The organism is uncultured Cellulomonas sp. (genome assembly GCF_947494015.1).
GTDB lineage: Bacteria > Actinomycetota > Actinomycetes > Actinomycetales > Cellulomonadaceae > Pengzhenrongella.
This window is the reverse complement of record NZ_CANLTL010000005.1, coordinates 237,590-261,245: the sequence shown is the minus strand read 5'-3', so window position 1 is coordinate 261,245 and position 23,656 is coordinate 237,590. Positions and strand designations below refer to the sequence as shown.

At 70.1% G+C, this 23,656-nt stretch carries 25 protein-coding genes and 2 pseudogenes; 15 read left to right on the top strand and 12 right to left on the bottom strand.

What is annotated here, in order from left to right; all coding sequences use genetic code 11:
• Positions 1–60 precede the first annotated feature (60 nt).
• Positions 61–1,059 (top strand): potassium channel family protein, encoded by a 999-nt coding sequence (locus Q0840_RS08075; protein ID WP_298458468.1) that lies wholly within the window; start codon positions 61–63, stop codon positions 1,057–1,059.
• A 44-nt stretch (positions 1,060–1,103) separates the two neighbouring features.
• Here Q0840_RS08075 and Q0840_RS08070 read toward each other — a convergent pair whose 3' ends face one another.
• Positions 1,104–2,015: a F510_1955 family glycosylhydrolase gene (locus Q0840_RS08070; protein ID WP_298458465.1), complete on the bottom strand. Its 912-nt coding sequence runs from the start codon at positions 2,013–2,015 to the stop codon at positions 1,104–1,106.
• An 89-nt stretch (positions 2,016–2,104) separates the two neighbouring features.
• Positions 2,105–4,300, bottom strand: coding sequence for a heavy metal translocating P-type ATPase (locus Q0840_RS08065; protein ID WP_298458463.1), 2,196 nt, complete (start codon positions 4,298–4,300; stop codon positions 2,105–2,107).
• Between the two features lie 226 nt (positions 4,301–4,526).
• Between Q0840_RS08065 and Q0840_RS08060 the strand changes: the two genes are divergently transcribed.
• From Q0840_RS08060 to Q0840_RS08050, 3 genes are all read left to right on the top strand, one after another.
• Positions 4,527–4,928, top strand: a complete 402-nt coding sequence (locus Q0840_RS08060) for a four-helix bundle copper-binding protein (RefSeq protein WP_298458461.1) — start codon at positions 4,527–4,529, stop codon at positions 4,926–4,928.
• Positions 4,929–5,035: 107 nt separating this feature from the next.
• Positions 5,036–5,671 carry a DUF305 domain-containing protein gene (locus tag Q0840_RS08055; protein WP_298458542.1) on the top strand — a complete coding sequence of 212 codons (636 nt, stop codon included), beginning with the start codon at positions 5,036–5,038 and terminating at the stop codon, positions 5,669–5,671.
• Between the two features lie 158 nt (positions 5,672–5,829).
• Positions 5,830–6,207 (top strand): ATP-binding protein, encoded by a 378-nt coding sequence (locus tag Q0840_RS08050; RefSeq protein WP_298458458.1) that lies wholly within the window; start codon positions 5,830–5,832, stop codon positions 6,205–6,207.
• Between the two features lie 131 nt (positions 6,208–6,338).
• Here the strand turns inward: Q0840_RS08050 and Q0840_RS08045 are convergent, their stop codons facing one another.
• From Q0840_RS08045 to Q0840_RS08030, 4 genes are all read right to left on the bottom strand, one after another.
• Entirely contained in the window at positions 6,339–6,494 is a 156-nt protein-coding gene (locus Q0840_RS08045) for a hypothetical protein (RefSeq protein WP_298458455.1), read from the bottom strand.
• Between the two features lie 317 nt (positions 6,495–6,811).
• Complete coding sequence (locus Q0840_RS08040) at positions 6,812–7,435, bottom strand: DMT family transporter (protein ID WP_298458451.1); 624 nt, start codon at positions 7,433–7,435, stop codon at positions 6,812–6,814.
• Between the two features lie 120 nt (positions 7,436–7,555).
• Positions 7,556–8,194, bottom strand: coding sequence for a response regulator transcription factor (locus Q0840_RS08035; RefSeq protein WP_298458448.1), 639 nt, complete (start codon positions 8,192–8,194; stop codon positions 7,556–7,558).
• The gene (locus tag Q0840_RS08030) at positions 8,191–9,426 is read right to left on the bottom strand and encodes a sensor histidine kinase (protein ID WP_298458445.1); all 1,236 of its coding nucleotides are present in this window, start codon (positions 9,424–9,426) and stop codon (positions 8,191–8,193) included. Before Q0840_RS08030 ends, Q0840_RS08035 begins: the two co-directional genes overlap by 4 nt.
• Before the next feature lie 174 nt (positions 9,427–9,600).
• Between Q0840_RS08030 and Q0840_RS08025 the strand changes: the two genes are divergently transcribed.
• The 6 genes from Q0840_RS08025 (at position 9,601) to Q0840_RS08000 (ending at position 13,707) form a co-directional block, all read left to right on the top strand.
• Entirely contained in the window at positions 9,601–10,698 is a 1,098-nt protein-coding gene (locus Q0840_RS08025; RefSeq protein WP_298458442.1) for an ABC transporter permease, read from the top strand.
• On the top strand, positions 10,695–11,384 hold the full coding sequence (locus tag Q0840_RS08020; RefSeq protein ID WP_298458439.1) for an ABC transporter ATP-binding protein: 690 nt from the start codon (positions 10,695–10,697) through the stop codon (positions 11,382–11,384). The genes Q0840_RS08025 and Q0840_RS08020 overlap by 4 nt, the downstream gene beginning before the upstream one ends.
• A gap of 41 nt (positions 11,385–11,425) precedes the next feature.
• Positions 11,426–11,731, top strand: a complete 306-nt coding sequence (locus tag Q0840_RS08015) for a hypothetical protein (RefSeq protein ID WP_298458436.1) — start codon at positions 11,426–11,428, stop codon at positions 11,729–11,731.
• A gap of 6 nt (positions 11,732–11,737) precedes the next feature.
• Positions 11,738–12,553 carry an AAA family ATPase gene (locus tag Q0840_RS08010; RefSeq protein ID WP_298458541.1) on the top strand — a complete coding sequence of 272 codons (816 nt, stop codon included), beginning with the start codon at positions 11,738–11,740 and terminating at the stop codon, positions 12,551–12,553.
• Between the two features lie 160 nt (positions 12,554–12,713).
• A complete protein-coding gene (locus Q0840_RS08005) occupies positions 12,714–13,310 on the top strand; it encodes a recombinase family protein (RefSeq protein WP_298458433.1) in 597 nt (198 codons plus the stop codon).
• Between the two features lie 22 nt (positions 13,311–13,332).
• On the top strand, positions 13,333–13,707 hold the full coding sequence (locus Q0840_RS08000; protein ID WP_298458430.1) for a hypothetical protein: 375 nt from the start codon (positions 13,333–13,335) through the stop codon (positions 13,705–13,707).
• A gap of 94 nt (positions 13,708–13,801) precedes the next feature.
• Here Q0840_RS08000 and Q0840_RS07995 read toward each other — a convergent pair whose 3' ends face one another.
• On the bottom strand, positions 13,802–14,452 hold the full coding sequence (locus Q0840_RS07995; RefSeq protein ID WP_298458425.1) for a hypothetical protein: 651 nt from the start codon (positions 14,450–14,452) through the stop codon (positions 13,802–13,804).
• A gap of 261 nt (positions 14,453–14,713) precedes the next feature.
• On the opposite strand from Q0840_RS07995, the gene Q0840_RS07990 reads away from it, so the two are divergent.
• A complete protein-coding gene (locus tag Q0840_RS07990; protein ID WP_298458423.1) occupies positions 14,714–14,854 on the top strand; it encodes a hypothetical protein in 141 nt (46 codons plus the stop codon).
• A 525-nt stretch (positions 14,855–15,379) separates the two neighbouring features.
• Complete coding sequence (locus Q0840_RS07985; RefSeq protein ID WP_298458420.1) at positions 15,380–15,793, top strand: hypothetical protein; 414 nt, start codon at positions 15,380–15,382, stop codon at positions 15,791–15,793.
• Positions 15,794–15,971: 178 nt separating this feature from the next.
• Here Q0840_RS07985 and Q0840_RS07980 read toward each other — a convergent pair whose 3' ends face one another.
• A complete protein-coding gene (locus Q0840_RS07980) occupies positions 15,972–16,961 on the bottom strand; it encodes an arsenic resistance protein (RefSeq protein ID WP_298458417.1) in 990 nt (329 codons plus the stop codon).
• A gap of 133 nt (positions 16,962–17,094) precedes the next feature.
• Between Q0840_RS07980 and Q0840_RS07975 the strand changes: the two genes are divergently transcribed.
• Together Q0840_RS07975 and Q0840_RS07970 are read left to right on the top strand one after the other, a co-directional pair.
• The gene (locus tag Q0840_RS07975) at positions 17,095–17,505 is read left to right on the top strand and encodes a MerR family transcriptional regulator (protein ID WP_298458415.1); all 411 of its coding nucleotides are present in this window, start codon (positions 17,095–17,097) and stop codon (positions 17,503–17,505) included.
• Between the two features lie 416 nt (positions 17,506–17,921).
• On the top strand, positions 17,922–18,770 hold the full coding sequence (locus tag Q0840_RS07970) for a CPBP family intramembrane glutamic endopeptidase (protein WP_298458413.1): 849 nt from the start codon (positions 17,922–17,924) through the stop codon (positions 18,768–18,770).
• A 63-nt stretch (positions 18,771–18,833) separates the two neighbouring features.
• Here the strand turns inward: Q0840_RS07970 and Q0840_RS19070 are convergent.
• From Q0840_RS19070 to Q0840_RS07955, 4 genes and pseudogenes are all read right to left on the bottom strand, one after another.
• Positions 18,834–18,947: pseudogene (locus tag Q0840_RS19070) on the bottom strand (integrase core domain-containing protein); the annotation flags it as partial.
• Between the two features lie 219 nt (positions 18,948–19,166).
• Positions 19,167–19,313: pseudogene (locus tag Q0840_RS07965) on the bottom strand (IS481 family transposase); the annotation flags it as partial.
• 262 nt (positions 19,314–19,575) lie between these two features.
• Positions 19,576–20,487 carry a cation diffusion facilitator family transporter gene (locus Q0840_RS07960; RefSeq protein WP_298458410.1) on the bottom strand — a complete coding sequence of 304 codons (912 nt, stop codon included), beginning with the start codon at positions 20,485–20,487 and terminating at the stop codon, positions 19,576–19,578.
• Complete coding sequence (locus tag Q0840_RS07955; protein ID WP_298458407.1) at positions 20,487–20,876, bottom strand: metalloregulator ArsR/SmtB family transcription factor; 390 nt, start codon at positions 20,874–20,876, stop codon at positions 20,487–20,489. The genes Q0840_RS07960 and Q0840_RS07955 overlap by 1 nt, the downstream gene beginning before the upstream one ends.
• A gap of 332 nt (positions 20,877–21,208) precedes the next feature.
• Here Q0840_RS07955 and Q0840_RS07950 point away from each other — a divergent pair, with 332 nt between their 5' ends.
• On the top strand, positions 21,209–23,395 hold the full coding sequence (locus Q0840_RS07950; protein WP_298458404.1) for a DUF3488 and transglutaminase-like domain-containing protein: 2,187 nt from the start codon (positions 21,209–21,211) through the stop codon (positions 23,393–23,395).
• Positions 23,396–23,656 lie beyond the last annotated feature (261 nt).

The following is a 23,656-nucleotide window of genomic DNA, read 5'->3' as shown; positions in this document are numbered from 1 at the left end:
CGCGTGATCCCGGCTGTGGGTCAGGCCGGGGTCGTGCCGCACTGGCGATGGAGCTGACAAATGGATGACGTGCTGGTGGGTGTGTTGGGAGCGGCCCTGGTGCTGCTGGTCCTGGTGGACGCGTTGACCACCACGGTGACCGTCGGCGGCGGCGCGGGGCTGCTGACCCGCCGCGTGACTGGGGTGCTGTGGCGGGTGCTGCTGCGGGTGCACCGGCGCGACAGCGACTCCTCTGTGCTCGCCGCGGCAGGTGCGGTCCTCTTGATCGTGACGGTGCTGGTGTGGGTGGCGCTGCTGTGGGCCGGATGGGCGCTGGTGCTGCTGTCGTCCGACTCGGTGGTCAACTCGACCACCCGCGCCCCGGCCGGCGTCGCGGACGTCGTGTACTACGCGGGGTTCACCGTGTTCACCTTGGGGGTGGGTGACTTCGTCGCCACCACCAGCGTCACCCGGGTGCTGACCGCGGCCGCGAGCTTCACCGGCTTGTTCGTGATCACCCTGGCCATCACGTACCTGATCTCGGTGGTATCGGCGGTGGTGGCGCGGCGTGCGTTGGCGGTGCAGATCGCGACCCTGGGGTCCGACCCGGTCGACATGGTCACCGGTGGCTGGGACGGGGACCAGTTCTCCTCGGCGTTCGTGCAGCGGCTGGTGAACCTCACCGGGGCCCTGGCCACCAGCGCCGAGCAGCACCTGGCCTACCCGGTGCTGCACTATTTCCACAGCAGCACACGGGTCACCGCGGCCCCGGTGGCCGTGGCACACCTGGACGAGGCCCTGTTCCTCCTCCAGGAAGCGGTCCAGCCCGCCGCCGCACCCGAGGCCGGCACCGTCGCGCCGACGCGGCGGGCCGTGGACCGGTACCTGCACACCGTGGGCGCCACCTCGACGATGCCCGTCCGCGTCGACGACCCACCTCCGGCGCCGGACCTGGCGGGGCTGCGGGGTGCGGGAATCCCGGTCGCTGGCGACGCGGACTTCGGGCCGGCCGTCGCCGCGGCGGCCGACCGTCGGCGGACCCTGGCCACGATGGTCGTCAACGATGGATGGTCCTGGTGACCTCCTAGGACACAGGGTGCGCGATCGTGGGGCGCGTCAGCCGGTCATTTGGTCGTCAGGGCCCCGAACGTGGCGCCGCCGTCACTGGACTCCAGCACCTGGTCGGCGGTGACCGCCACGACCCGCACGGTGTCGTCGGGGCCGCGGGTCGCGCCGACGGCCGCGACCGGCTCACCCAGGGCACCGACCTGGGTCCAGGTCTGGCCGGCGTCGTCGCTGCGGGCCACGTCACCGTCCGGGGTGACGCCCACGGCCACGGTGTCGTCGGCGAACGCCACGTACTGCAGAAGCGGCGCCTGCGGCTGCTGCCACGTCGCCCCGCCGTCGCCGGACCGGTACACCCCGGCCTGACTGGTCAACACGAGGACCCGGCCGTCGCGTGAGGCGGCCAGCGCGAACGGTTCCACCGGTGCGTCCAGATCGGTCCAGGTCTGCCCGTCGGTGGTGCTGCGCAGCGCGGAGCCGTCGTAGCCGACGACCGCGGCGGTCGAGGCGGTCAAGGCATGGAAGTCCGACTGCCCGCCGCGCGAGAGCGGCTGCCAGGTCTGCCCGGCGTCGGTGGACTCCACCAGCCCCAACGGCGTGGGGAGGTCCACGCCCGGGCTGGGGTGTCCGGAGGAGTAGAAGTGGTCCGGCCCCGCGACGGTGAACCCCATCAGGTCGATGACCGGCCCCACCCGCTGCGGCCCGTCGGCCCCGTACCGGAACAGTCCGTCGTGGCTGGCCAGGTACACCAGCCCGTCAGCGGGGTTGACCGCCACGCCATGGACGTGGCTGCTCGGCAAGCCTTCCCCCGCAGCCGCACCGGCGTCGGCCGGTCCGGGGCCGGCCGACACCGCCGGTCCGGGCGGCGGGGCAGTCCCGGCTCGTGGGGTCCCGGCGCAGCCAGCCAGAACGGCGGCGACGAGCCCCAGGCTCGCCAGGGCGCGGACCGTGGTGCGGTGGTGAGGGTGCATCAGGTCAGGGTGCCTCTCGGTGTGGCTGGCGTCGGGACGGTCAGTGCGGGCACAGCGCGAGGGCGGCCGCGGAGCCGGCACGGGGCTGCTCATTGCTGCTGGGCCACACGGGCGGGGTCGAGGTCCAGGCGCCGCAGGAGCTGGGCGTTGGCGGCGACCACGATCGTCGAGGCGGACATCAGGATCGCCCCGACGGCCGGTGACAGGACGAACCCGGCGAACGCGAGGACGCCCGCTGCCAGGGGTACCGCGATGAGGTTGTACCCGGTCGCCCAGACCAGGTTCTGCCACATCTTGCGGTACGACGCCTGGGACAGCGCGATCACCGACACCACCCCGCGTGGGTCGTCCGAGGCCAGGACGACCCCGGCGGACTCCACGGCGACGTCCGTGCCGGCCCCGATCGCGATCCCGACGTCAGCCCGAGCCAGCGCAGGGGCGTCGTTGACGCCGTCGCCGACCATCGCGACCTTGTGCCCGCGTGCCTGCAGCTCGCTGACCTTGGCGTCCTTGTCGGTGGGCAGGACCTGGGCGAAGACCTCGTCGATGCCGAGCTCGGCGGCGACTGCGTCGGCGACCTGCTGGGCGTCGCCGGTGATCATCGCCACCCGCACACCTCGGGCGTGCAGGGCCGCGACCGTGTCACGGGACTCGGGACGGATGGCGTCCTCGACCGCGACCGCGCCGATGACCTGACCGTCACGCACGACATGGAGCACCGATGCCCCCCGCTCCACCCACGGCCGGGTCGCGGCCTGCACGTCCGCCGGGGGCGTCCACTGCCGCTCGGCGAGCAGCGCCGGCCCGCCCACGACGACTTCGTGGCCGTCGACGCTGGCCTGCACCCCGCGCCCAGGCAGGGCCCGGAAGTTCCGCACGGTCGCCGACACCTGGCCGGCGGAGCGCACGATGGCCCGCGCCACCGGATGCTCGCTGTCGGCCTCGGCCGCCGCGGCCAGGGCCAGCATCGTGGCTTGGTCGACCCCGTGGGTCGCGACGGCGCCGGTGACGGCGTGTGCGCCCTTCGTCAGGGTGCCGGTCTTGTCGAACAGGACCGTGTCGACGGTGCGCATCCGCTCCAGGGCGAGCCGGTTCTTGACCAGCACACCGGCCTGCGCGGCGCGCTCGGTGGAGATCGAGATCACCAGCGGGATGGCCAGACCCAGCGCGTGGGGGCAGGCGATGACCAGCACCGTCACGGTCCGCGTCACCGCATCGGCGGTGTCCCCGAACACCAGCCACGCCGCGAAAGTCAGCACGCCGGCGCCCAGGGCGAAGTAGAACAAGAAGGCGGCGGCGCGGTCGGCCAGCGCCTGTGCGCGTGAGCTGGACGCCTGGGCGTCGGCGACCAGCCGTTGGATGCCGGCCAGGGCGGTGTCCTGTCCGACCGCAGTGACCCGCACCCGCAGGGTGCTGTCGGTCGAGACGGTGCCGCCCACGACCGTGTCCCCGCCAGCCCGACGCACGGCCCGGGACTCCCCGGTGATCATCGACTCGTCCAGGTGCGCCTCGCCGTCCACGATCAGCCCGTCGACCGGCACCCGGGCCCCCGGGCGGACCAGCACGACGTCGTCGGTGGCCAGGTCGGACACGGCGACCTCGAGCGTCCCGGTGCCGGTGACCTTCTCGGCGCGGTCGGGCAGCAACGCGGCCAGCGCGTCCAGCGCGCCGGACGCCGCACCCAGGGCCCGCATCTCCAGCCAGTGCCCCAGCAGCATGATCACGACCAGCAGCGCCAGCTCCCACCAGAAGTCCAGCTCCATCGCCGCACCCAGCGTGGTGGCCCACGACGCGACGAACGCCACCGTGATCGCCAGCGCGATCAGCAGCATCATCCCGGGCCGGCGACTGCGGGCCTCCACCACCGCGCCGGTCAGGAACGGCCACCCGCCGTAGAAGAAAACCACCGTGCCCAGCACCGGGGAGACCCACCCCGACCCGGGAAACGCCGGTGGGGTGTACCCGAGCAGGTCGGCGAACATGTGGTTGAACACCACCACCGGCACCGCCAGCACCAGGCTGACCCAGAACCGGTCCCGGAACTGACCCACGTGGTGCCCGTGACCGGCGTTGCCGTGCTGGGCGTGGGCCTGCTCGGCCCCGTGCTGCCCACCACCGGGGTGCCCGCCACCGCCGTGACCCCCGTGGTCGCCGCCGCCGGGATCGGCCGCCGCCGTGGGCGCGTGCTGGGCATGGTCACCCGCCGGGCCGGCGTGCGCGTCATGGTGGCCGGCGCCGCCCAGACCGGGGTGCGTGGTGTGTCCGGTGTGCTCGTCCGCGCTCATCGTGACCTCCCGTTTGGATACCCCTGTGGGGTACTCGGCAGGAACCCGTTGGACCGGGCTGGTGTTCCCCAGTGTGTGCGCCGGGGTGGGGCTTCATCGAAACTTCATCGCCGCCCCCGGGGCCCCACCATGCGACCGGCCGCGGGGGTCCCTAGCGTCGATGGGGTCCAGGTGCGCGGGCTCACGTTGGCCACGCGCCGTCAACCGAGACCCACCGGAGGGCACGATGAAGACCGCCGCGATGCTGCAGACCTACCCCGCCGAGATCAACCTCGACCGCGAGCTCCTCGCCCGTGTCATCGACACCCTGGTCACCTGCTCACAGGCGTGTACCGCCTGCGCGGACGCGTGCCTGAGCGAGGACATGGTCGCCGACCTGCGCAAGTGCATCCGCACCAACCTCGACTGCGCCGACAGCTGCGCCACCACCGCCGCCATCCTGTCCCGCCACACCGGCTACGACGCCAACGTCACCCGCGCCCACCTGCAGGCCTGCATCGCCGCGTGCCGCGCCTGCGGCGACGAGTGCGACAGCCACGCCGGGATGCACGAGCACTGCCGGATCTGCGCCGAGGCATGCCGGGCGTGCGAGGAGGCGTGCACCGAGCTGCTCAACGCCATCGCCTGACCCCCTCCCGGACGCGGTCAGGCGCACCGGCGCCGTCGCGCCTGACCGCGCACCCGCGACGCCACCACCACATCACGTCAGCAGCGAAAGGAGCGGCGCCCGTGTCGATGAAGGGGCACCAGCAGGTCGACGGTCAGCACCAGGACCACGACGCCAAGGACCAGGGCCACGTCCAGCAGCACGGTCAGGGTCAGGGTGGTCACCACATGAGGAACATGTACCTGCGGTACGCGGCCATGATCCTGACCGGCATGGTCGTGATGTACGCGGTCATGTTCGTCGGCACCTACCGGTGGGACCACATCCGCTTCAGCGAGAGCCGCGTCTTCATGGCGCTGACCATGGGCGGAACCATGGCGTTGGTGATGCTCGGCTGGATGCTGAACATGTACAAGAACACCAAGGCCAACATCGCCGCCGTCACGGCCGGCGTCCTGCTGATCGGTGGCGGGGTCTACCTGGATCGCAGCCAGACCACCGTGCAGGACACCAGCTGGATGAGCGCGATGATCCCGCACCACTCCTTGGCCATCACCCGCTCCGAGCGCGCCGAGATCGTCGACGTCCGCGTGTGCGAGCTCGCCGCCGAGATCAGCGAAGCCCAGCGACGCGAGATCGACGAGATGGAGTGGCTGATCCAGGACATCGAAGCCAACGGGCTCGCCACCACACCCGAGCAGGCCCAGGCACGCCAGGTCCCGACCTTCGAAGCCGCCGCGAACCGCCAGTGCGACACCGGGTGACACCACCGGTCACGTGGGCGCGAGCCACCAAAGCTGCGATCGGCCGGTCGACCAACACCTGCGACGAACCCTCGGCAGAGCAGCCGGACGTGCCGCCAGTCGCGCGGACGCGCAGGCAGGGGCACGCTGGATGCAGCCCCCATCCAAGGACAGGACCCATGCCACTGACCCTCGCACCCGTCGCAAGCTCGGTCCGGGTCGGTCGGCGTTGGGTCCTCGACCAAGCGGCGACTGCCGGCGTGCAGCAGCCAGCGATGCCGACGATCGAGCTGCTCACCAGCGAAGTCCTCACCAACGCCATCGTCCACGGCTCACAAGGCCACCCGGTCGTCCTCCACACCTGCCTGAACGACGACCTCTTCGGCGTGGCAGTCACCGACCAGTCCCCCGACCAACCCCGCCGGCTCCAGCCCGCCCCTACCGCCGGGGGTGGGCGCGGAGTCTTGCTGGTCGACCTGCTGGCGACCGACTGGGGTTGTCAAGCACTCGATCCCAGTGGCAAGTCGGTGTGGTTCCTGCTCTCTGTCCGGACGTGACTACGGCAAGGAACCGCTGGCACGCGACCCACAATCGGCGTTGTCATCCGGTGAGGGGAACGACGCGTGGCCCGCACGAGTCGCTCGGCCGCCGGACGCCTGTTTTCGATGAGGCCGCGGGTCAACCTGTTCTAGCGGGTCGCGTGGGCGGCGATGGCCGCGGTGACGTGATCGTCGAACTCCGAATCGTTAACGCTGTCGCCGACAAGTACGTACACCGCCAGCGCGATCGACTGGATATCCACCGGCGCCCGGGATGCGCCACGTGCTTTGTGGTGATCGCTCACGTCACCTCCATCGGTTCGCTGCGGTGGAGCGGCGCCCGGGCAGAACACTCGCCGTCGCTGCGCCGCTCGTTTGCCTGGCTCGCAGATCAAGGATGCCACGCGCCACTTGCCAGCACAGTCCCCCGCGAAGCGCCTTCCGCAGAAGTTTCAAGCGTCCATCTCGAAGCCTCACAGCGCCCGCGCGGGACCGTGTCTATCCGGGCACGACCGACCCTGCACACCCGCAGTGGCAAGCTCCGCCTCTGACCTCGAGACGACCGGACCCGGCCAGGCGTGCAGCGATGTCCGCCGTCGACCGTCCTGCGCGGTGACGTCCCTCAGTGGCTGTGACGGTGATGCAGGTCGGGTACGTGCGGGTGGTCGTGGACGGCCCGTGCGTGGGTGTGCGCGTGCTGATGGCGTCCGACGGCCCCGCTGGGGTGGTCATGGTCGTGGTGCCCGTCGTCGTGCACGTGCTCGTGGTGATGCTCCACGGCTTCGTGGACGTGGAGGTGGGTGTGATCTGAGCGGGACACCAGCGCGACACCCACAGCGGCGATGACCAGGGCCAGCAGCGTCGTCGGCGCTGCCGGCTCGCCGAACACCGTCCACGCGATCACGGCGCCGAGGAAGGGCGCGGTCGCGAACACGACCTGCGCCCGTGCCGCTCCCAGATCCCTGGCCCCAGCGACCCACAGCGTGATCGAGATGCCGTAACCGAGCGCACCCACGAGCAAGGCCGCTCCAACGGTCACCAGGCCGGGCGGGTCGGCGAGCACCACACCGATGACGGTGTTCGCACCACCGGCAACCACCCCCTTGGCGAGGGTGACATGCGCGGGCGCGAGCTCATCAAGCTCAGCCGTGACGCTGTTGTCGACTGCCCAGCACAGGCAGGCAGCCGCTATCAGGGCCGCCCCGACGCGGAGATCGCTGGTGGCGCCTGGGCCACTGATGAGCACGCTCGCCCCAGCGACTAGACCAGCGCCGATGGCCACGTTGTGGTCTTCGCCGTTCTATGGCGGGGAACTTTCTGCTCAAGTGGCGGGCTGCTCGAGCCACCGTCGTGGTACTTGGGCCGCTCAGCGGCGCAAGATGCCGCGCTTGGTCGCGGTAGCGACGGCGGCGCTGCGGGAGTCGACGTCGAGTTTCGCGTAGACGTGGGCCAGGTGGGTCTTGATGGTCGCTTGGCTGAGGAAGAGCCGTTGGCTGATCTGCTGGTTAGACAGTCCTTCAGCGACGAGCTGGAGCACCTCGAGCTCGCGGGGGCTGAGTCCGACTCCTGGAGCGCGGAGGCGTTCGAGCAGTCGGGTGGCGATCGCAGGTGCGAGGGCTGACCCGCCCGCTGCGGCGGTGCGGACTGCGACCGCCAGCTCCTCGGGTGGTGCGTCCTTGAGCAGGTATCCGGAGGCACCTGCGTCGATCGCGGCCATGACGTCCGCGTCGGAGTCGTAGGTGGTGAGGATGACCACCCGAGGCGCGCCGGGCGTCTGTGTGATCGCAGCGGTTGCTGCCGTGCCTCCCATGCCGGCTCCGAACTGCAGATCCATGAGCACGACGTCAGCGTCGCCGGCGGCGCAGCGCTGGACTGCCTGCTCGGCGGTGGAGCATTCCGCGACGACGACGAAGCCGGGCTCAGTCTGCAGCACCGCGCGCAGGCCGGCCCGGACGACGGGATGATCGTCGGCGATCACGATGCGGACCTCGGCCTCAGCCGTCATCGCTGCCCACCGGGCAGGGGCAGGGTCACGGCTACCGCGGTCCCGCGACCGGCCGCGGACTCGATGGCGAGGGTGCCGTTGAGCGCAGCCGCGCGGGCGCGCATCGCTGCCAGCCCGAAGCCGCGTGCGCCGTTGCCGTCCGACCCGTCGCGCGTGCCGATGGGGGCGGGCACGGCGCCGCTGTACGCGTTGTCGAAGCCGCGTCCGTCGTCGACCGCGTCGAGGACGATCTCGGTGTCCATGTAGCTGAGCGTGAGGTGGATGTGGTGTGCGTCGGCGTGCTGGATCGCGTTCGCGATCGCTTGCTGGGCGACGCGTAGGAGGGCGACCTCGTGCCCGGTGGGCAGCGGGACGACTGTGCCGGACACGGTGAGGTCTACGGGGATGCCGCTGCTGGCCGTGGTCCGCTGGCAGAGCTGTTCCAAGGCGTGGCGCAGTGAGCCGGACTCCAGGTCTGGTGGCGTCCAGTCATGGACGAAGCGACGGGCCTCGGCCAGGTTCGTCACCGCCGCCTCGCGGGCGGTGACGACCTGCTGGCGAGCGGTGTCGGGGTCGGAGTGAATGGTGCGCTCGGCCGCCCGCAGGAGCAGCTGAATGCTGGACAGCCCTTGCGCCAGGGTGTCGTGGATCTCTCGGGCGAGGCGTTCTCGTTCGGCGAGGACACCGGCGGCGCGCTCGGCGTGGGCGAGGTCGTTGCGGGTGGCGGTCAGCTCGGCAATCAGGAGCCGCCGCTGGTCGCTCTCGCGGTGCAGCGCCTCGTACCCGCGCACCGTAGCCACCACGACCGCGGCGCCGATGGCCGGCCCCAGGACGCCACCCATCTGCGGACCGTCAGCGTGCCACGCGGTCCCACCGACCGCGACCAGGGTCGTCACGACCACGGCCGGTAGACCCCAGCGGCCAGCCAGGTGGAGCTCGAGGAAGAACAGGGGGAATGCGAGCCACACCGCGTCCGGGGTCAAGATCACCAGCCAGAGCCAGGCGGCGAGCAGCACCGCCAGCCACACGGCGGCAGCGTGGACGGACCGCTTGACCACCGGCATCAGTGCGCCGGCCGCGTAGATCACGGCCATCGCCGCAGCGGCCCACACGATGCCGAGGGAAGGGCTGCTGCCCGTCGGGCGCATGGCGCGCACGACCACGACGAGCAGGAGCACCCCGACCAAGGCGTGCAGGAACCCGCGCAGCGTGCGCAGCACGGGCGACAGCGAGGTCGGGTCCAGGGGGTTCACGTCCACTCAGCGTAGGTCGCGCTCGACCCGGGGCCATCGCTCAAAAGGTTGAGCGGACCCTCACCCCTGCGGCGTCGCAGGAGCCCTCTGGGGCGCGATGCGGTGGCCGCTCCGCGCGGCGCACGCTGTGGGAGTCGACCTGCCGGTCGTCACCGCAGACAGAAGGGACGCGACGTGTTCGTCGCCTGGAGAGACCTGCGCTTCGCGCGGGGCCGGTTCACGCTCATGGGCGTGGTGATCATCCTGATCACCATGCTCGTCGTCATGCTCTCGGGCCTGACGGCCGGCTTGGGTAGGGAGAACACCTCAGCCGTCCTGGACCTGCCGGCCGACCACCTGGCCTTCGCCGCCCCGCTCGAGGACGGCGACGTGTCGTTCTCAGACTCCACCCTCGAGGCCGAGGCGTGGGAGCAGTGGGCGCAGGTCCCGGGTGTGGAGGCCGCCGAGCCGCTGGCGATCGTGACCACCCGCGTCGAGCACGAGGAGCGGACGGCCGCCGTGTCGGTCTTCGGGGTCCGCCCAGCTTCACCGCTGCTACCAGAGACAGACGCCGGCACGGCACTCGAGGCAGGGACCGTCGTGCTGTCGGTGGGCGCCGCCGAAGCGCTCGACGCCCAGGCCGGTGACAAGGTCACCGCCGCGGGCCACGATCTGGTCGTCGGAGCGATCGCCGGGGAGGGCTCCTACAGCCACACCCCCGTGGTGTGGGCGGATCTCACCGACACCCAGCCGCTCCTGCGCGCTGATGACCCGAGCACGCAGGTCGCCACCGTCGTGGCCCTGATCGCCCCCGATATCGACGGCACGGACCTCGCCGCGGCGGACGACCAACTCGGCACGAAGACCCTCCCACTGGGCGCCACCGCGTCGGCGATCGGGTCGTTCAGTGAAGAGAACGGCTCACTGCAGCTGATGCGCGGGTTCCTGTTCGCGATCTCCGCTCTGGTCATCGGAGCGTTCTTCATGGTCTGGACGATCCAGCGCTCCGGCGACGTCGCGGTCCTGAAGGCGCTCGGGGCCTCCACCCGCTACCTGCTGCGCGACGCGCTCGGTCAAGCGGTGGTGCTGCTCGTCTTGGGGACCGCCCTGGGAACGGCCATCGCCGCTGGGCTCGGCGCGCTCGTCCAAGGCTCGGTGCCGTTCGTCCTGGACCCCGCCACCGTCCTGCTCCCGGCCGCCGTGATGGTCGTCCTCGGCGCCGCCGGCGCCGCCCTGTCCATCCGCCAGATCACGTCCGTCGACCCCCTGACCGCGCTTGGGAGTGCCCGATGAGCCTGCACCTGACCGACATCACCCTCACCTACCCCGACGGCGCAGGGCGCCTCGTCGCCCTCGACCACGTCACCTTGACCGTGCCCAGCGGGACGGTCACCGCCGTCGTCGGCCCGTCGGGCTCGGGCAAGTCCAGCCTCCTGGCTGTCGCAGCGACCCTCATCAGCCCCGACCAGGGCACGGTCACCGTCGCAGGTACCCCTACCGCCGACCTCGACCGCGACGCCCTCACTCGGCTGCGCCGGACCCTGATCGGCATCGTGTTCCAGCAGCCCAACCTGCTGGGCTCACTCACCGCCGTCGAGCAGCTGCAGGTGATGGCCCACATCGACGGCACCCCACCAGCAGCGGCGCGGGACCGGGCCCGGGAGCTCCTCGTCGCAGTCGGGCTGGAGAAGGAAGCCGACCGCCGGCCACACCAGCTCTCCGGTGGTCAACGCCAGCGCGTCAACATCGCCCGCGCACTGATGAACAACCCTGAGGTCCTCCTCGTCGACGAACCGACCAGCGCCCTGGATCACGAGCGCGGCGCCGCCGTTCTGGACCTGATCACCACCCTGACCCGGGAACGAGGCACCGCCACCGTCCTGGTCACCCACGACCACGACCACCTCGACACCGCGGACGCCATCGTCGAGATGCGCGACGGCCGCGCCGCGTCGGTCCTCGACTCCGCTCACGCCTGACCGCGGTGGAACGGCGCCCGGCCCGAGCCGGGGAGCAGGTCGTGCCTGCGGCCGGCGACCGCGCGTACGACGTGCCCTCCGATGAGCTCGTCATCCACCTCGCCGCGAGCCACGGCACCGCGGGACTCCTCAAGGTCCTCTCGGTCCTGCACTCGCGCCGGGTCCTCGTCCATCGCCTGCAGTACGACACGACGCCCGACGAGACAGCACAGATCACTTTGGAGTGCTCACTGGGGCCCACCACGGTGGAGACCGTACGTCGGAGCGTTGCCAACGCTGTCCCGGTGCTCTGCGCGACGGCTCGGCCTCTGCCCGACACGCGCACCTCGACAACCATCGCCACATAGTCGGCCCTGCGGCGCAAGCAGCCGGCTGCTCTAGGGAGGTGTAGCGACAATGAGCACCGCCGCTTCACCGAGTTCGCCGACTCCGTACGACACGGCCACACCATCGGCCTGTGCTTCGGGGCCGCCGGCGTCGGCAAGACCGTCTCCGCCCGCCGCTACGCCCACTGGGACAAGGCCCATGACCTGCTCACCGACTGGGGCCCACGCTCCGAGACCGACGCCAAGATCTACGCCGCCCTCGCCAAGAGCCGCACCGTCGTCTACACCCCCGGGGTCCTCACAACGCCCCGTCTCCTGCGGGATGACCTGAACCTGGCGATCTCGCGGACCAACATCTGCATCCAGCAGCACGTGGACGGCGCCGCGGTGACCTGGCGACCCAAGAACTACGTCCAGCTCATCATCGTCGACGAGTCCGAACGGCTCAGCCCGACCGCGCTCGAGCTGCTCCGCGATCGATACGACCGCGACAACATCGCCGTCATCCTCATCGGCATGCCCGGCCTGGAGAAGCAGTTCAGCCACTACCCCCAGTTCTACAGCCGAGTCGGCTTCGCCCATCACTACCGCCCCCTGGGCAACGACGAGCTGCTCTTCGTCCTCCAGCGGCACTGGCGCGAACTCGGCAAGACACTCGACCCCGACGACTTCACCGACGCCCAAGCCATCGCCGCCATCGCCCGCGTCACCCGAGGGAACTTCCGGCTTCTCGAACGCCTCTTCCCTCAGATCGAGCGCGTGCTGAAGATCAACAAGCTCCAGACCATCACCAACGACGTCATAGAGGCAGCACAGAGCACCTTGGTCATCGGCGTGACCTGACACCGCCCCGCCACTCAGCGAGCACAACACGCCGCCACCTAGCGATGAAAGCCACAACCTCGTTACGAGGCGCCGCGACCCGTCCCTAGGTGCGTAACTCAGTGCCACTTTCTACGTCGCGCCACTCCCCCAACCGCACGAGTTTCGGTACGGTCGGCCGATGGGACACCTCCTCGGGTACGCGCGCGTGTCCACCACCGACCAGGACGCCTCGCTCCAGATCGATGCACTCACCAACGCCGGCTGCTACCGCGTCTTCGTCGACACCATCTCCGGGTCGCTGCAGCACCGACCCGAGCTCGACAAGCTGCTCGACCAGCTCCGCCCCGGCGACACCCTCGTCGTGTGGCGTCTGGATCGCCTCGGCCGCTCCATCCGGCATCTCATCGACCAGCTGGAGGTCCTCGCCGACCGTGGCGTCGGGTTCCGATCCCTGCAGGAGACCATCGACACCACCTCCCCCGGCGGCCGGCTCGTCTTCCACGTGTTCGCCGCCCTCGCAGAATTCGAACGCGACCTCATCCGTGAGCGAACGAACGCCGGTCTGGCGGCGGCCCGAGCGCGTGGGCGCACCGGTGGAAGACCCTCCTTGCTGTCAGCTGACCAGGTCCGAGCGGCACGTCGGATGTACGAGCAGAAGGAAATGACCGTCGCCCAGATCGGGAGCGTGCTCGGCGTCAGCCGCACCACCATTTACCGAGCCCTCAACCGCCCACCCACCACGCGCGCCTCACGACTCCCGAATAGCACGGCGTAGGCCGAGTCGGCAGGGCCAACTGGTGGCCGGACCCGTCGACGACGGCTTAACGCTCATGCCGATGAGCGCAAGGTCGGGCACCGGGGTGAGGGACGGCGAGTTGGCACGGGGGTGGCGTATCGTCCAGCAGGTGCAGGTCTTCTACGTTGGCGTCATCAACGACAACCGGCCGTCGACATCGGAGTACGGGTGCGGAGTCGAAGTGCTCGTAAGTGCCGAGTCGCGAATGGATGCCACCGCTGAGCTCCGCAAGCGGGGCTTCACGTCCGTCCACAAGGGCAGCTTCAAGAATCTTGAGGATCGACAGAGGGCCGAGGGTGAGTCGTTGCCCGTGGTCGCACCCGGCGAGGTTTGGGCACGCGCCGTCTACGTAGAAGGCGGCTGGGAGAAGCGCTAGGCACCGTCTGACCGCTTGCCCGGATCTGCCGCTGCGCGCGTACTCGCCACAGCGCTCCCGACTGTGGCGTTCAAGAGCTGCACGGTGCGCCGGGCTAAGACCTTCGGAGTAGTGAGCCCCACCGCGAGGGCGACCTTCCCGGTACCAGCTGGTTCCCGACACCCCACGCTGCAGCGGTCTCTTCGATGAAGCGACGTGTCCTCCGGTCCCAAGCAGTGCTGCTGACGATGAGTTCCGCGCGGTTGACCTCGTCGAGGTACCCCAGGCGCTTCGCTGCGTGCCAGCCTGAGAGGACCGCGCTAGCGGGGTTGCTGATCGGCCATCCGGTCTCGCGGATGGCGCCGTCACTGAGGGCGCGCAGGGCGGAGAGTGCGGTGTCATGCCGCTCTATTGAGGGCAGAAGTGTCGTCTGGACGTCGCGGATCAGGGGATCGTCAGGCGACGGAGTCGCGGGTCCGTAGGCGAGTTGTGCGTCAAGACCCAACACGTCGGCGACGCCAAACTGGCAGATCACATCGCCGCCCGACTGTTCTTGGTTCTCGCCGACCCTGTAAAGCGCGGACATCACGTCGTAGATGTCTCCGTCGGGGTCACGCACGACGCTCAAGAAACTGATCCAGCGGAGGTCATTACGCTCCAGCACCCAGTCGGCGCCACTGCGAGCGAAACCCGCTCCCTTAAGCTCGGCGGCCAGAGCCTTCGTCCGCTCGGACTTCGTCCATCTGCCGCTGACCAACGCCCCCACCTTTTTCTCTCCGAGTTCCGTTCCTACTCGTCTGGCACGCTACCTCGACTGCACGCGCTCATGCCGCCGGTCGCGCGCGGTCCCCAGTCGCTGGCCGGTGCGTGGAGATGCAGCTGCCCGCCACAGCTTGAGTAGACGACGCCACCAGTCTGTGACGAAGTCAGCTCCGCCCGGGCGGTCGACGACTGTCCGGAAAGGACCCTTAGGACCCAACGCTCATCGCCCATCGCCACGACTGGACCCGCCGGGTACGCTCGAACGATGGTCTTCACTGGCTTCCAACACCCGGACCCGTCTGGCATCGCCGGTCCCGATCTCGACCCTCTTTTCGGGCTCGCCGCCGCGATCGTGGTCGCGCTCGTCAGTGTTGTTTTGGTACGCAAGCGTCGTCATCTCGACTAACCGTCGCGTAAGTCGTTTCCGAACACACGCGCCCCAGGACCGGGGCCTCGACTCGCGGGCTACGACATCCGACATGCCGTTCGTACGGTCGCGACCATCCGCACATGTCGGCGCGGCGTGCGGGTGGCCCGCGCTCGTGAGCCGAGCGCGTGTCTCAGAATTAACCGACTTCGGACATGGCGGGCCTTGCGGCTAGTAGCCGGACGCGGGTCGGCACACGGCCGTGCCACCCGCCGGGACCTCGATCCGCACCCCGCCATCGCAGCGCTGTCCCTACTCGACAAGTCGCCAGAACGGCCATGACATAACGCCATGTCGCTTCGCGCCTTAACGCCTCAAGGAACGCCACGCGCTCGACTAAACACCAACTGTCGCCAGGCTAGTGATTGGGCGCAGCCCGGCGCGGATTGGCACACGGTGTACATTGGGGCGTACCGGCTGACACAGCTTGAGACGTAATCACACTGCGACCGACCAGCACTTCGCGGCGCAGACAAGCCTCAAACTCAATGAGGAGCGTGAACCATGGTCAAGTTCGGGATAGGAATCATCGCCGGAGTAGTGTGGTTTATCGCGCTACTTGCCGGCGAGTCGTATCGGCACCACGAAGCGCTCACCACGGGCGCGACGCCGTGGATCGTGCTCATCATGGTGGCAGCGGGATCTTCCGCTGTTGTATGGGCAGCACGGGCCCACCATGGCATCGCAGTGGGAGTGACGGTCGCACTCGCAATCAGCATGGGTCTCGGTCTCATCGAGGGGCCGGCGGAGCCACCGCCGCCTGAGGCGCTGTACGGGATCCCCGGAATCTTCGCAGTCGGGCTTGGCAGCGTGGTCGCATGGGTAGCGCTCGGAGTCGCTGCTGTTCTTGCCGCTACCAAGGGTCATCGATCCGCGATGCAGTCCGGGAACGAGCCCGTGGTCGCCGTTGAGCACTGATGCCGCGGGCGCCACCTTGCACGCTCGCACCCTGTGACGGCGCCCGTTGCCCAGCCGCGCTTGAGGCGACCGAGCTGGACTCGCTCGACGCCCTCGACCGACATGAGCCCACCCGCGTGTCGGAAACGACTGGTTTTGAGAGGCGTCGAGTGGGTCGTCTCAAGCCGCACCTTCCGCACTACAGCTGAGGGAGTGTGTGCGTGGGGCGTGGGTGGGGCACCAGGCCGGGAACGATGCGGACGTAGATGACCATGCCGACGAGCTCGACGAGGGTCTGGGTGACGGCGATCGCTGGTGCCAGGGACAGCGAGCTGGGTAGGGCGAGGGCCAGGGGCAGGATGACCAGGCCGTTGCGGGTGGCGCCGCTGAAGATCAAGGCACGCCGGGACGGGACGTCCAGGCCGAAGGCGCGGCCGGTGAGCGCACCGACGACGGCCATGACGACCAGGAAGCCCGCGAAGACCGGCACCACGCGCAGGAGCTGGTCGGCGGCGCCACTGGCCAGCTGCGCCTGTGAGGCCACGACGACGGCCAGGGTGATCATCATCAGCGGGACCATGAGAGCTTGCAGCAGTGACTGCAGGAGCAACCCGAGCCGGTGGCGGCGGGCCAGGGCCTGGGTGGCTGCAGCCGCGGTCAGCGGCAGGACGATCAGGATGAGGAACGCTTCGGCGAAGGGGCCGGCCTCCACGACGCCCAGGCCTTGGGGACCGATGAAGATCAGCAGGTACAGCGGCAGCAGTAGCAGCTGGGCGAGCATCAGCAGTGGGGATGCGGCCAGCAGCCGCTCGGAGGCTGCTCCGGCGAGACCGCTGAAGACGATGACGTAGTCGATGCAAGGGGTCAGCAGCACCAGCAGCACCCCGAAGACCAGGGCCGGCTCGTCGGCAACGAAGCGGGACAGGCCGTAGGCGATCACCGGCACCAGGACGAAGTTCAGCACGACCACCGCGGCAATGAACCTGCCATCGCGCGCGGCCTGGGTGATGGCAGCGAAGGGGATGCTGAGGAAGGTCGCGTAGAGCAGCAGCGCCAGCACCGGGTTGATCGCCACCTCGAGCCCGGGGGCGCCGGGCACCGCCAGCCCGATGCCCACGCCGGCGATGATCGCCACCAGGTACAGGCCGATCTGGTGCCGCTCGAGCCGGGCCACGAGACGTCCGGTCATGCCTGGCGCTGCAGGTGACGTGCGGGAGCAAGCAGTGGGGCGGGTCGCGGCGGTGGGGTGGGCACGGGCACCGACCGTAAAACTTCGAGCCGCTGGAAGGTCAAGGCGGACGGGGGTCGCTACCGTCACTGGTGTGCGCATCTCCGAAGTCACCCGGCGCAGCGGGGTCCCGGCGACCACGCTGCGCTTCTACGAGGACGCCGGGCTGCTGCCGGTGGCCCGCACGGCCAACGGCTACCGCGACTACGACGAGGCCGACCTGGTGCGCCTGGACCTGATCGAGGCGAGCAAGGAGCTCGGCTTGTCGCTGGAGCAGATCAGCGAGCACCTGACGGTGCTGCGAACCCGCTCGTGCACCGACGTCCGCGAGCACCTCGCCCCGCTGCTGACCCAGCAGATCCGACGACTCAACGACAAGCGCGCGCGCCTGGAACGTCTGAGCAAGCGGCTGGACGCCGCGCAGGCCGACCTGGCTGCCTGCCCCGACTCCGACGACCACTGCTCCTCCGAGTGCGTCACGCAGCGCCGGCGCCCCTGCCCCTGACCGACATTACGTGGCTGACTAGCCAGCGGCGTGAGCGGCGCGTACGCGAGCCATTCGCCGCTTCGCAGGGTGCTCAGTAGTCGTGGCGTACGGGCTCGTGCTGGGCCTGGTTGACCGGCTCGAGCTGGAAGGCGGCATCGGCTGAATCGATCCGCGGATCGCCAGCTCAACCGTGCCCTGCACGTCGTCGCGCTTCGCGGACTCGCGACCACCAGCAGGCCCGCGACTACATCCAACGCCACCGCGCCGAGGGCAAGACCGGCCGCAAGATCCGCCGCTGCCTCAAGCGCTACCTCGCCGACGCCTCTACCGCCAACTCGAGCACGGCCTACCGGCTTGACGAACCATAGGAGCGTGGGACACGGCATCCTGGGCCCGTGGCTTGGCCAGTTGATCCCCGAACGTCTGACGCCGCAGTGCCGGCAGGCGCCGTCCAGTCCGCCGGCGCGGCGCCCCCCGCGGACCTCGCACGCCCGCGCACCACCGCCCGCACGCTGGTGCCGGCGGCGGGCGTCTCGCTCTCGGCGTTCCTGCTCTTCGGCGCCCACGTGCGCCCGCTCGGGTGGATCGTGCTCGCCGCGGCGCTCGTCGCGGCCTTCCTGCTCGACCGTGGCCTCGGCAAGGACCTGCTGCTCATTGGCGTCGGGATCTCCATCGTCAGCACCACGTCGATGGAGGCCGACGTCTCCTGGCCGCGGTACGTCGCAATCGGCACCGCCCTCACACTGGCCGTGGTGGTGCCGTTCTTTATCGACCGGTTCGTCTACAAGCGGCACGCCATCCGGTTCCCATGGCGCACCGGACAACACTGGCCACAGCCGGAGAAGGTGTACCTGGTCGCCGTCCCGCTGCTGGGCTGGGCGATCCTGCCATTCTACTTCATCACCTCCGGTGCATACCAAAACTGGCCGGACATCACCGACGGCAGCGAGCTGGCCCGGTTCTTCGTCGGCGTCAACGCCGTCGGCACGTGGGACGAGCTGTTCTTCATCTGCACGTGCTTCACGCTGTTGCGCCGCCACTTCTCCACGCTTATCGCCAACCTGCTGCAGGCGACGATCTTCGTCTCGTTCCTGTGGGAGCTCGGCTACCGGGAGTGGGGACCGGCCCTGACCGTCCCGTTCGCGCTGCTGCAGGGATGGATCTTCACGCGCACCGGGTCGTTCACGTACGTGCTGGTCGTGCATCTGCTGTTCGACGCGATCGTGTTCCTCGCGATCGTGCACGCGCACAACCCAGACATGTTCGCGATCTTCATTTACTGACCTAGGTGTACTGACCCGCAACGTTGTTGACGCGGTCGGTTGGGTGGCGCCGAGGTGGGGTCTGTTTAGGTTGTAGTGCTCGAGCCAGGTGGGCAAGAGTTCGGCGCGTTCGGTGTTGGAGTGGAACACGCGCGAGTAGGCCCACTCGGCGGCGAGGGTGCGGTTGAGGCGCTCGATCTTGCCGTTGGTTCAGGGGCAGTACGGCTTGACGAGTTCAGCTGGATGCCCCGCTGCCCGGCCGCGGCCGTGAAGTCGCGGGAGGGCCGGTGGTTCCTGGCGTTGTCGCTGATGACTCGTTCGACGGTGATGCCGTCGCCGATGACGGTGTGCACGTAGTCGTAGCCGATTCCGCGGCCCTTGACGTACTCGCTCCGCCCCTGGGCGTTTCAGCTTGCTGCCGTCGGGGATGCGGCCGAGCTTCTTGACGTCGTTGTGGACCAGCGACCCAGGGTAGGGGTGCTCGTACCGGTTCGCGGTGCGGCGTCAGGCCCGGATCGGCAGCCCGGTCGCGGCTCGCGCTTTGCGTAGCAACGGCACGCGGTGCGGGCCAGGACCCACCCGACCGTGGACGCCGTAGACCACGTGGGGGCCGGTCCACACCGGCCCGCGGCGCGAGAGCGTCCGGGTGATCTGGATCCGGGTCTCGATGCGCCGGGGTGCGCCTCGCCGACGTCATCGAGCGCAGCGACGACCAAGATCGACCGCTCACTGTGCCCAGCCTAACCGCGCACGCCCTTGCCGGACCCGGCCGGTGCATAGGCGCCAGGAGCCATTCACCCCCGGAGGTGCGTGAGATCACCAGGCACTACCAGGTGAGGTCGGCGCAGCCGTCGTGGTCGGCGGGCTCGACCTGCAAGGTGGCGTGTGCGATACCGAAACGGTCGCGCAGGACCTGCCGGGCTCCCTCGAGCACTCGGTTCTGGTCCGCCTGGTCGACCGCGACCAGGTGGGCGGTGGCGACGTTCATGCCGGAGGTCAGTGCCCACAGGTGCAGGTCGTGGACCGCAGCGACGCCGGCGACGCCGCCGAGCTCGGTGGCGACCGCTTCGGGGTTGATCTCGGCGGGCGCGTGCTGGCCGAGCACCGCAACGACCTGACGGCCCAACGCGACCGCCCGGACGACGACGAACATGGCGATCGCGACGGCGACCACGACGTCCCAGACCGGCTGCCCGGTGACGATGATCAGCAGCCCGGCGACCATCACCCCGACGGACCCGGCCGCGTCCGCCACGACCTCGAAGTACGCCCCGCGAACGTTGAGGCTGTCCTTGGACCCCCCACGCAGCAGCAGCATCGACGCGACGTTGATCAGCAAGCCAGCGAAGCCGACCAGGAGCATGACGCCTGAGGTGACCTCCGGCTGGTCACCGAGCCGGCCGATGGCCTCCACGACCACGTACAGCCCGACGCCCAGCATGATCAGGACAGTCAGGCCCGAGGCGAACACCTCCGCGCGGTAGGACCCGTACGTGCGGCGCCCCGAGGGGTCCGGCCGGGTGGCGATCCGGGTGGCGACCAGGGCGGCCCCGAGCGCGACGACGTCGGCCGCCATGTGCCCGGCATCGGAAATCAGGGCCAGCGACCCCGACAGCAGACCCGCGACGAGCTCGACAACAAAGAACGAAGCGGTCAGGGCGAACGCGCCAGCCAGCCGGCGACGGTAGCGGCCCCCAGCGTGCTGGCTCGGGGCGCCGTGGCTGTGTCCGGCGCCCATCAACTGCTCACCTCGTGCCCGGTGTGCTCACGGGACAGGTCCAGCAGCGACCGCACATGGGCGTCGGCGAGCCGGTAGTACACCATCCGCCCGGACCTGCGGTTGTCGACCACGCCCGCCGTGCGCAGCAGGCGCAACGCCTGTGACACCGACGCCTCCGGCACGTCCACGGCTGCAGCGATGTCGCAGACGCACAGCTCACCGGCCTCGAGCAGGGCATACAGGATCCGCGTCCGCTTCGGTTCACCGAGCAGCTTGAACAGATCCGCCAGAACGCCGGCCTCCTCGGCGTCCGGAACCTTCTGGCGAGCCAGCGCAACCTTGTCCGGGTGCACCGTGACGACCTGGCAGGCGTCGAGAGGCACAACGCGACTAGTGCTCGTCTTCATGTATGTAATTATATGCAGATGTTGCTGCCTGGGCCGGGGGGCTCGTTCCGGCAAGACAGGCTGCCGGTCCGCGGGTCGGCCGTAGCGCCGGCACTGCCACCAGCGGCGCGCTCCGCGGTCATGTGGTCCCGTGGTGCGCCCAGTACACGCAGGGCACGCACCCCGCCGACTTGATCAGCTCAGCGGCCCTTGGATCGTTCGGCACGGTGAACGCGACCGAGTGTGGGGGGGTCTCCCAGGCCGTGCCGTGCCACCGCTCCACGAATGTGTGGCGGCGCGCGGGTGGGAGCATGGAGCAGGTTCGTCTGGTCATGTTTCGGTGAGGCGGCACGATGAGGGACGTCCCAAGCAATCCGCTCGCGCGGCTTGCCGGTGGCCTGTGCGTCGGCGCTGTCACGGCAAGCCTGTTCGCCCTGGGTCACCTGATCGCCCCGGGTCGATGGCTCGGTGCGGGGATCGTCGCACTCCTCGGTCTGGGCGTGGTCCTGATGACGGTGCGGGCCTGCACGCGGGCTTGGTGGGCGCCTACGCTGGTCGGCGCGCTCGTCGTGATGGCCGGCCTGCTGGTCGCGTACGGTGGTCCGCCGGGACGCCTGCAGGTGCTTCCCGACCGCGAGGCGGTCGCCCGCCTGGGTGATCTGCTGCGCGCCGGCCTTGATGCGGCCCAGGCGTCGGCGCCTCCCGCGGAGGCGACCATCCCGCTCGAGGTGCTGGTCGTCGGCGGCGCCCTGCTCGTGCTCCTGACGGTTGACCTCCTCGCGGTGGGCCTCGGCGCGCCCGCGTGGTCAGGCCTCGCGCTGCTCGGACTGTGGGTTCCGCCGCTGGTCATCGGGCGACCCACAGGCACGCCGGCGTTCATCGGAGCGGCGCTGGCCTACCTCCTGCTGCTCGCGGTCGCCGCCGCGCCGGGTCGTCCCGCGCACCGCAACCGCGGCGCCGGTGAGCGGCGACGACGTGTCACCGCTGCCCTGCCGATCGCCGGCACGGTCACCGTCGTCGCGCTGCTCATCGGCCCGGTCGGTGCCGTGCTCCCCGGCTGGTCGAGCGTGCCCTTGCCCTACCTGGGTTCGGCAGCCGGTGGGCCGGTGCAGCTGGCCGACGACCTCGACATGCGTCGGAGCTTGGGCGCGCGGTCTTCGGAGATCGTGCTGACCTATCGAGCGGACCCCGTCCCGGCCGGGCCCTTGCGGGTGTTCACGCTGCGCGACTACGACGGCCGGCGGTGGGTCCCCGAGGATCCTCCGCGGGGCGAGGTGCCCACGGCCGAGCCGGGAGCGGTGCTCTGGCCGGCCCGTGACCTCACGCCCGAGCCACCGGGCGAGGGCGCCCCAACGGTGACCCGGCTGGAGGTGCGGGTCGAGGGTCTGCGCGAGGACCGCCTGCCGGTCCCGGTCATGCCGCGCACGGTGCAGGTCAGCGGTGGCATCTCCTACGACGCCGGTCGCGACGAGGTGGTCCGGCCTGTACCCACCAGTGCGGGGCTGGAGTACTCGATGGAGGTCCAGCTCCTCGACCTCACAGCCGACACGCTGCGCACCTCACGAACCGCGGACCCCGGAGACGTCGCGGACTACCTGCAGCTGCCGCGCACGGCCCGGGCCGACGACCTGCGGGCACGCGCGCAGGAGATCGTGGCCGGCGCCGAGGGCCGCTACGAGCGGGCGCTGGCCTTGCAGTCCTACTTCCGCTCGGCGCAGAACTTCACGTACGCGACCGAGGTCGATCCGGCGCGCACTAATGACGCGGTCTGGGACTTCCTGGAGTCGGGCCGCGGGTACTGCGTGCAGTTCGCCACGGCGATGACCGTGATGGCCCGGTCGCTGGGCATCCCGGCGCGCCTGGCCGTGGGGTTTCTTCCCGGTCGGCAAGACGACGAAGGCGTGTACGTGGTCACCGGCCGCGACTCGCACGCGTGGCCGGAGCTGTACTTTGCCGATGTTGGCTGGGTTCGTTTCGAGCCGACACCGGCGGTCCAGTCCGGCGCCCCGCCGCGGTGGGCCGACCCCTTCCTGAACTCGGGCGCGCCCACGGCCGAGGAGGTGCAGCCGCCCGCCGCGCCGGCCACCCCGCCGCCGGCCACGGAGCCCCTCCTGCAACCCGAGGACGCCCCCGCGACCGCCGACTCGGGTGGCTGGGTGGGCACGGTGGCCGTTGGGGCCGCGCTGCTGCTGGTGATAGCCAGCGCCGTCTTCGTGCGGCGACGGCTGACGGTCACCGAGGAGATGCAGCCGGAGGTCGCCTGGGCGCACCTGCGCCGCCGGCTCGCCGGGTCAGGCATCACCTGGACGGATGCCCACACCCCCCGCCAGGTAGCCGCTGAGATCGCCGCGCAACTCCAGGCCCGACACGGCCGCCCGATAAGCCCGGACGCCCGCTCGGCGCTCACCGACCTGGCGCGGGCGGTGGAGGACCACCGGTACGCGCCAGCCCCCCGAGCGCGCGTGCCAGCGGACCACGAGCAGCAGGTCGCCATGATCCTGCGAGAGGCGACCTTGAAGACGCCAGCGCGCCAAAGCTGAGCCACTCCGTGTCCCGGCCGTTGGGTAGGCCCCGGTTCCGTGCACTCGCGATCGCCGACGCGCGCTGGCACGCCTCTACGGTTGCCTCAAGTCGGCCTCGCCTCGCCCGCTGCTTGGCCGAACTTCACCTGTTCGTCCGCCGTGATGGGCGGACCTCGAAGCGCGGTGGGATCGGGCGGTCGTCGCTAGCGCTCCGGCAACAAGGAGACCAGCGAGCCAGTCGAAGGTCACGGCGAGCCGCTGGCCGATCCCGGTCGCTGA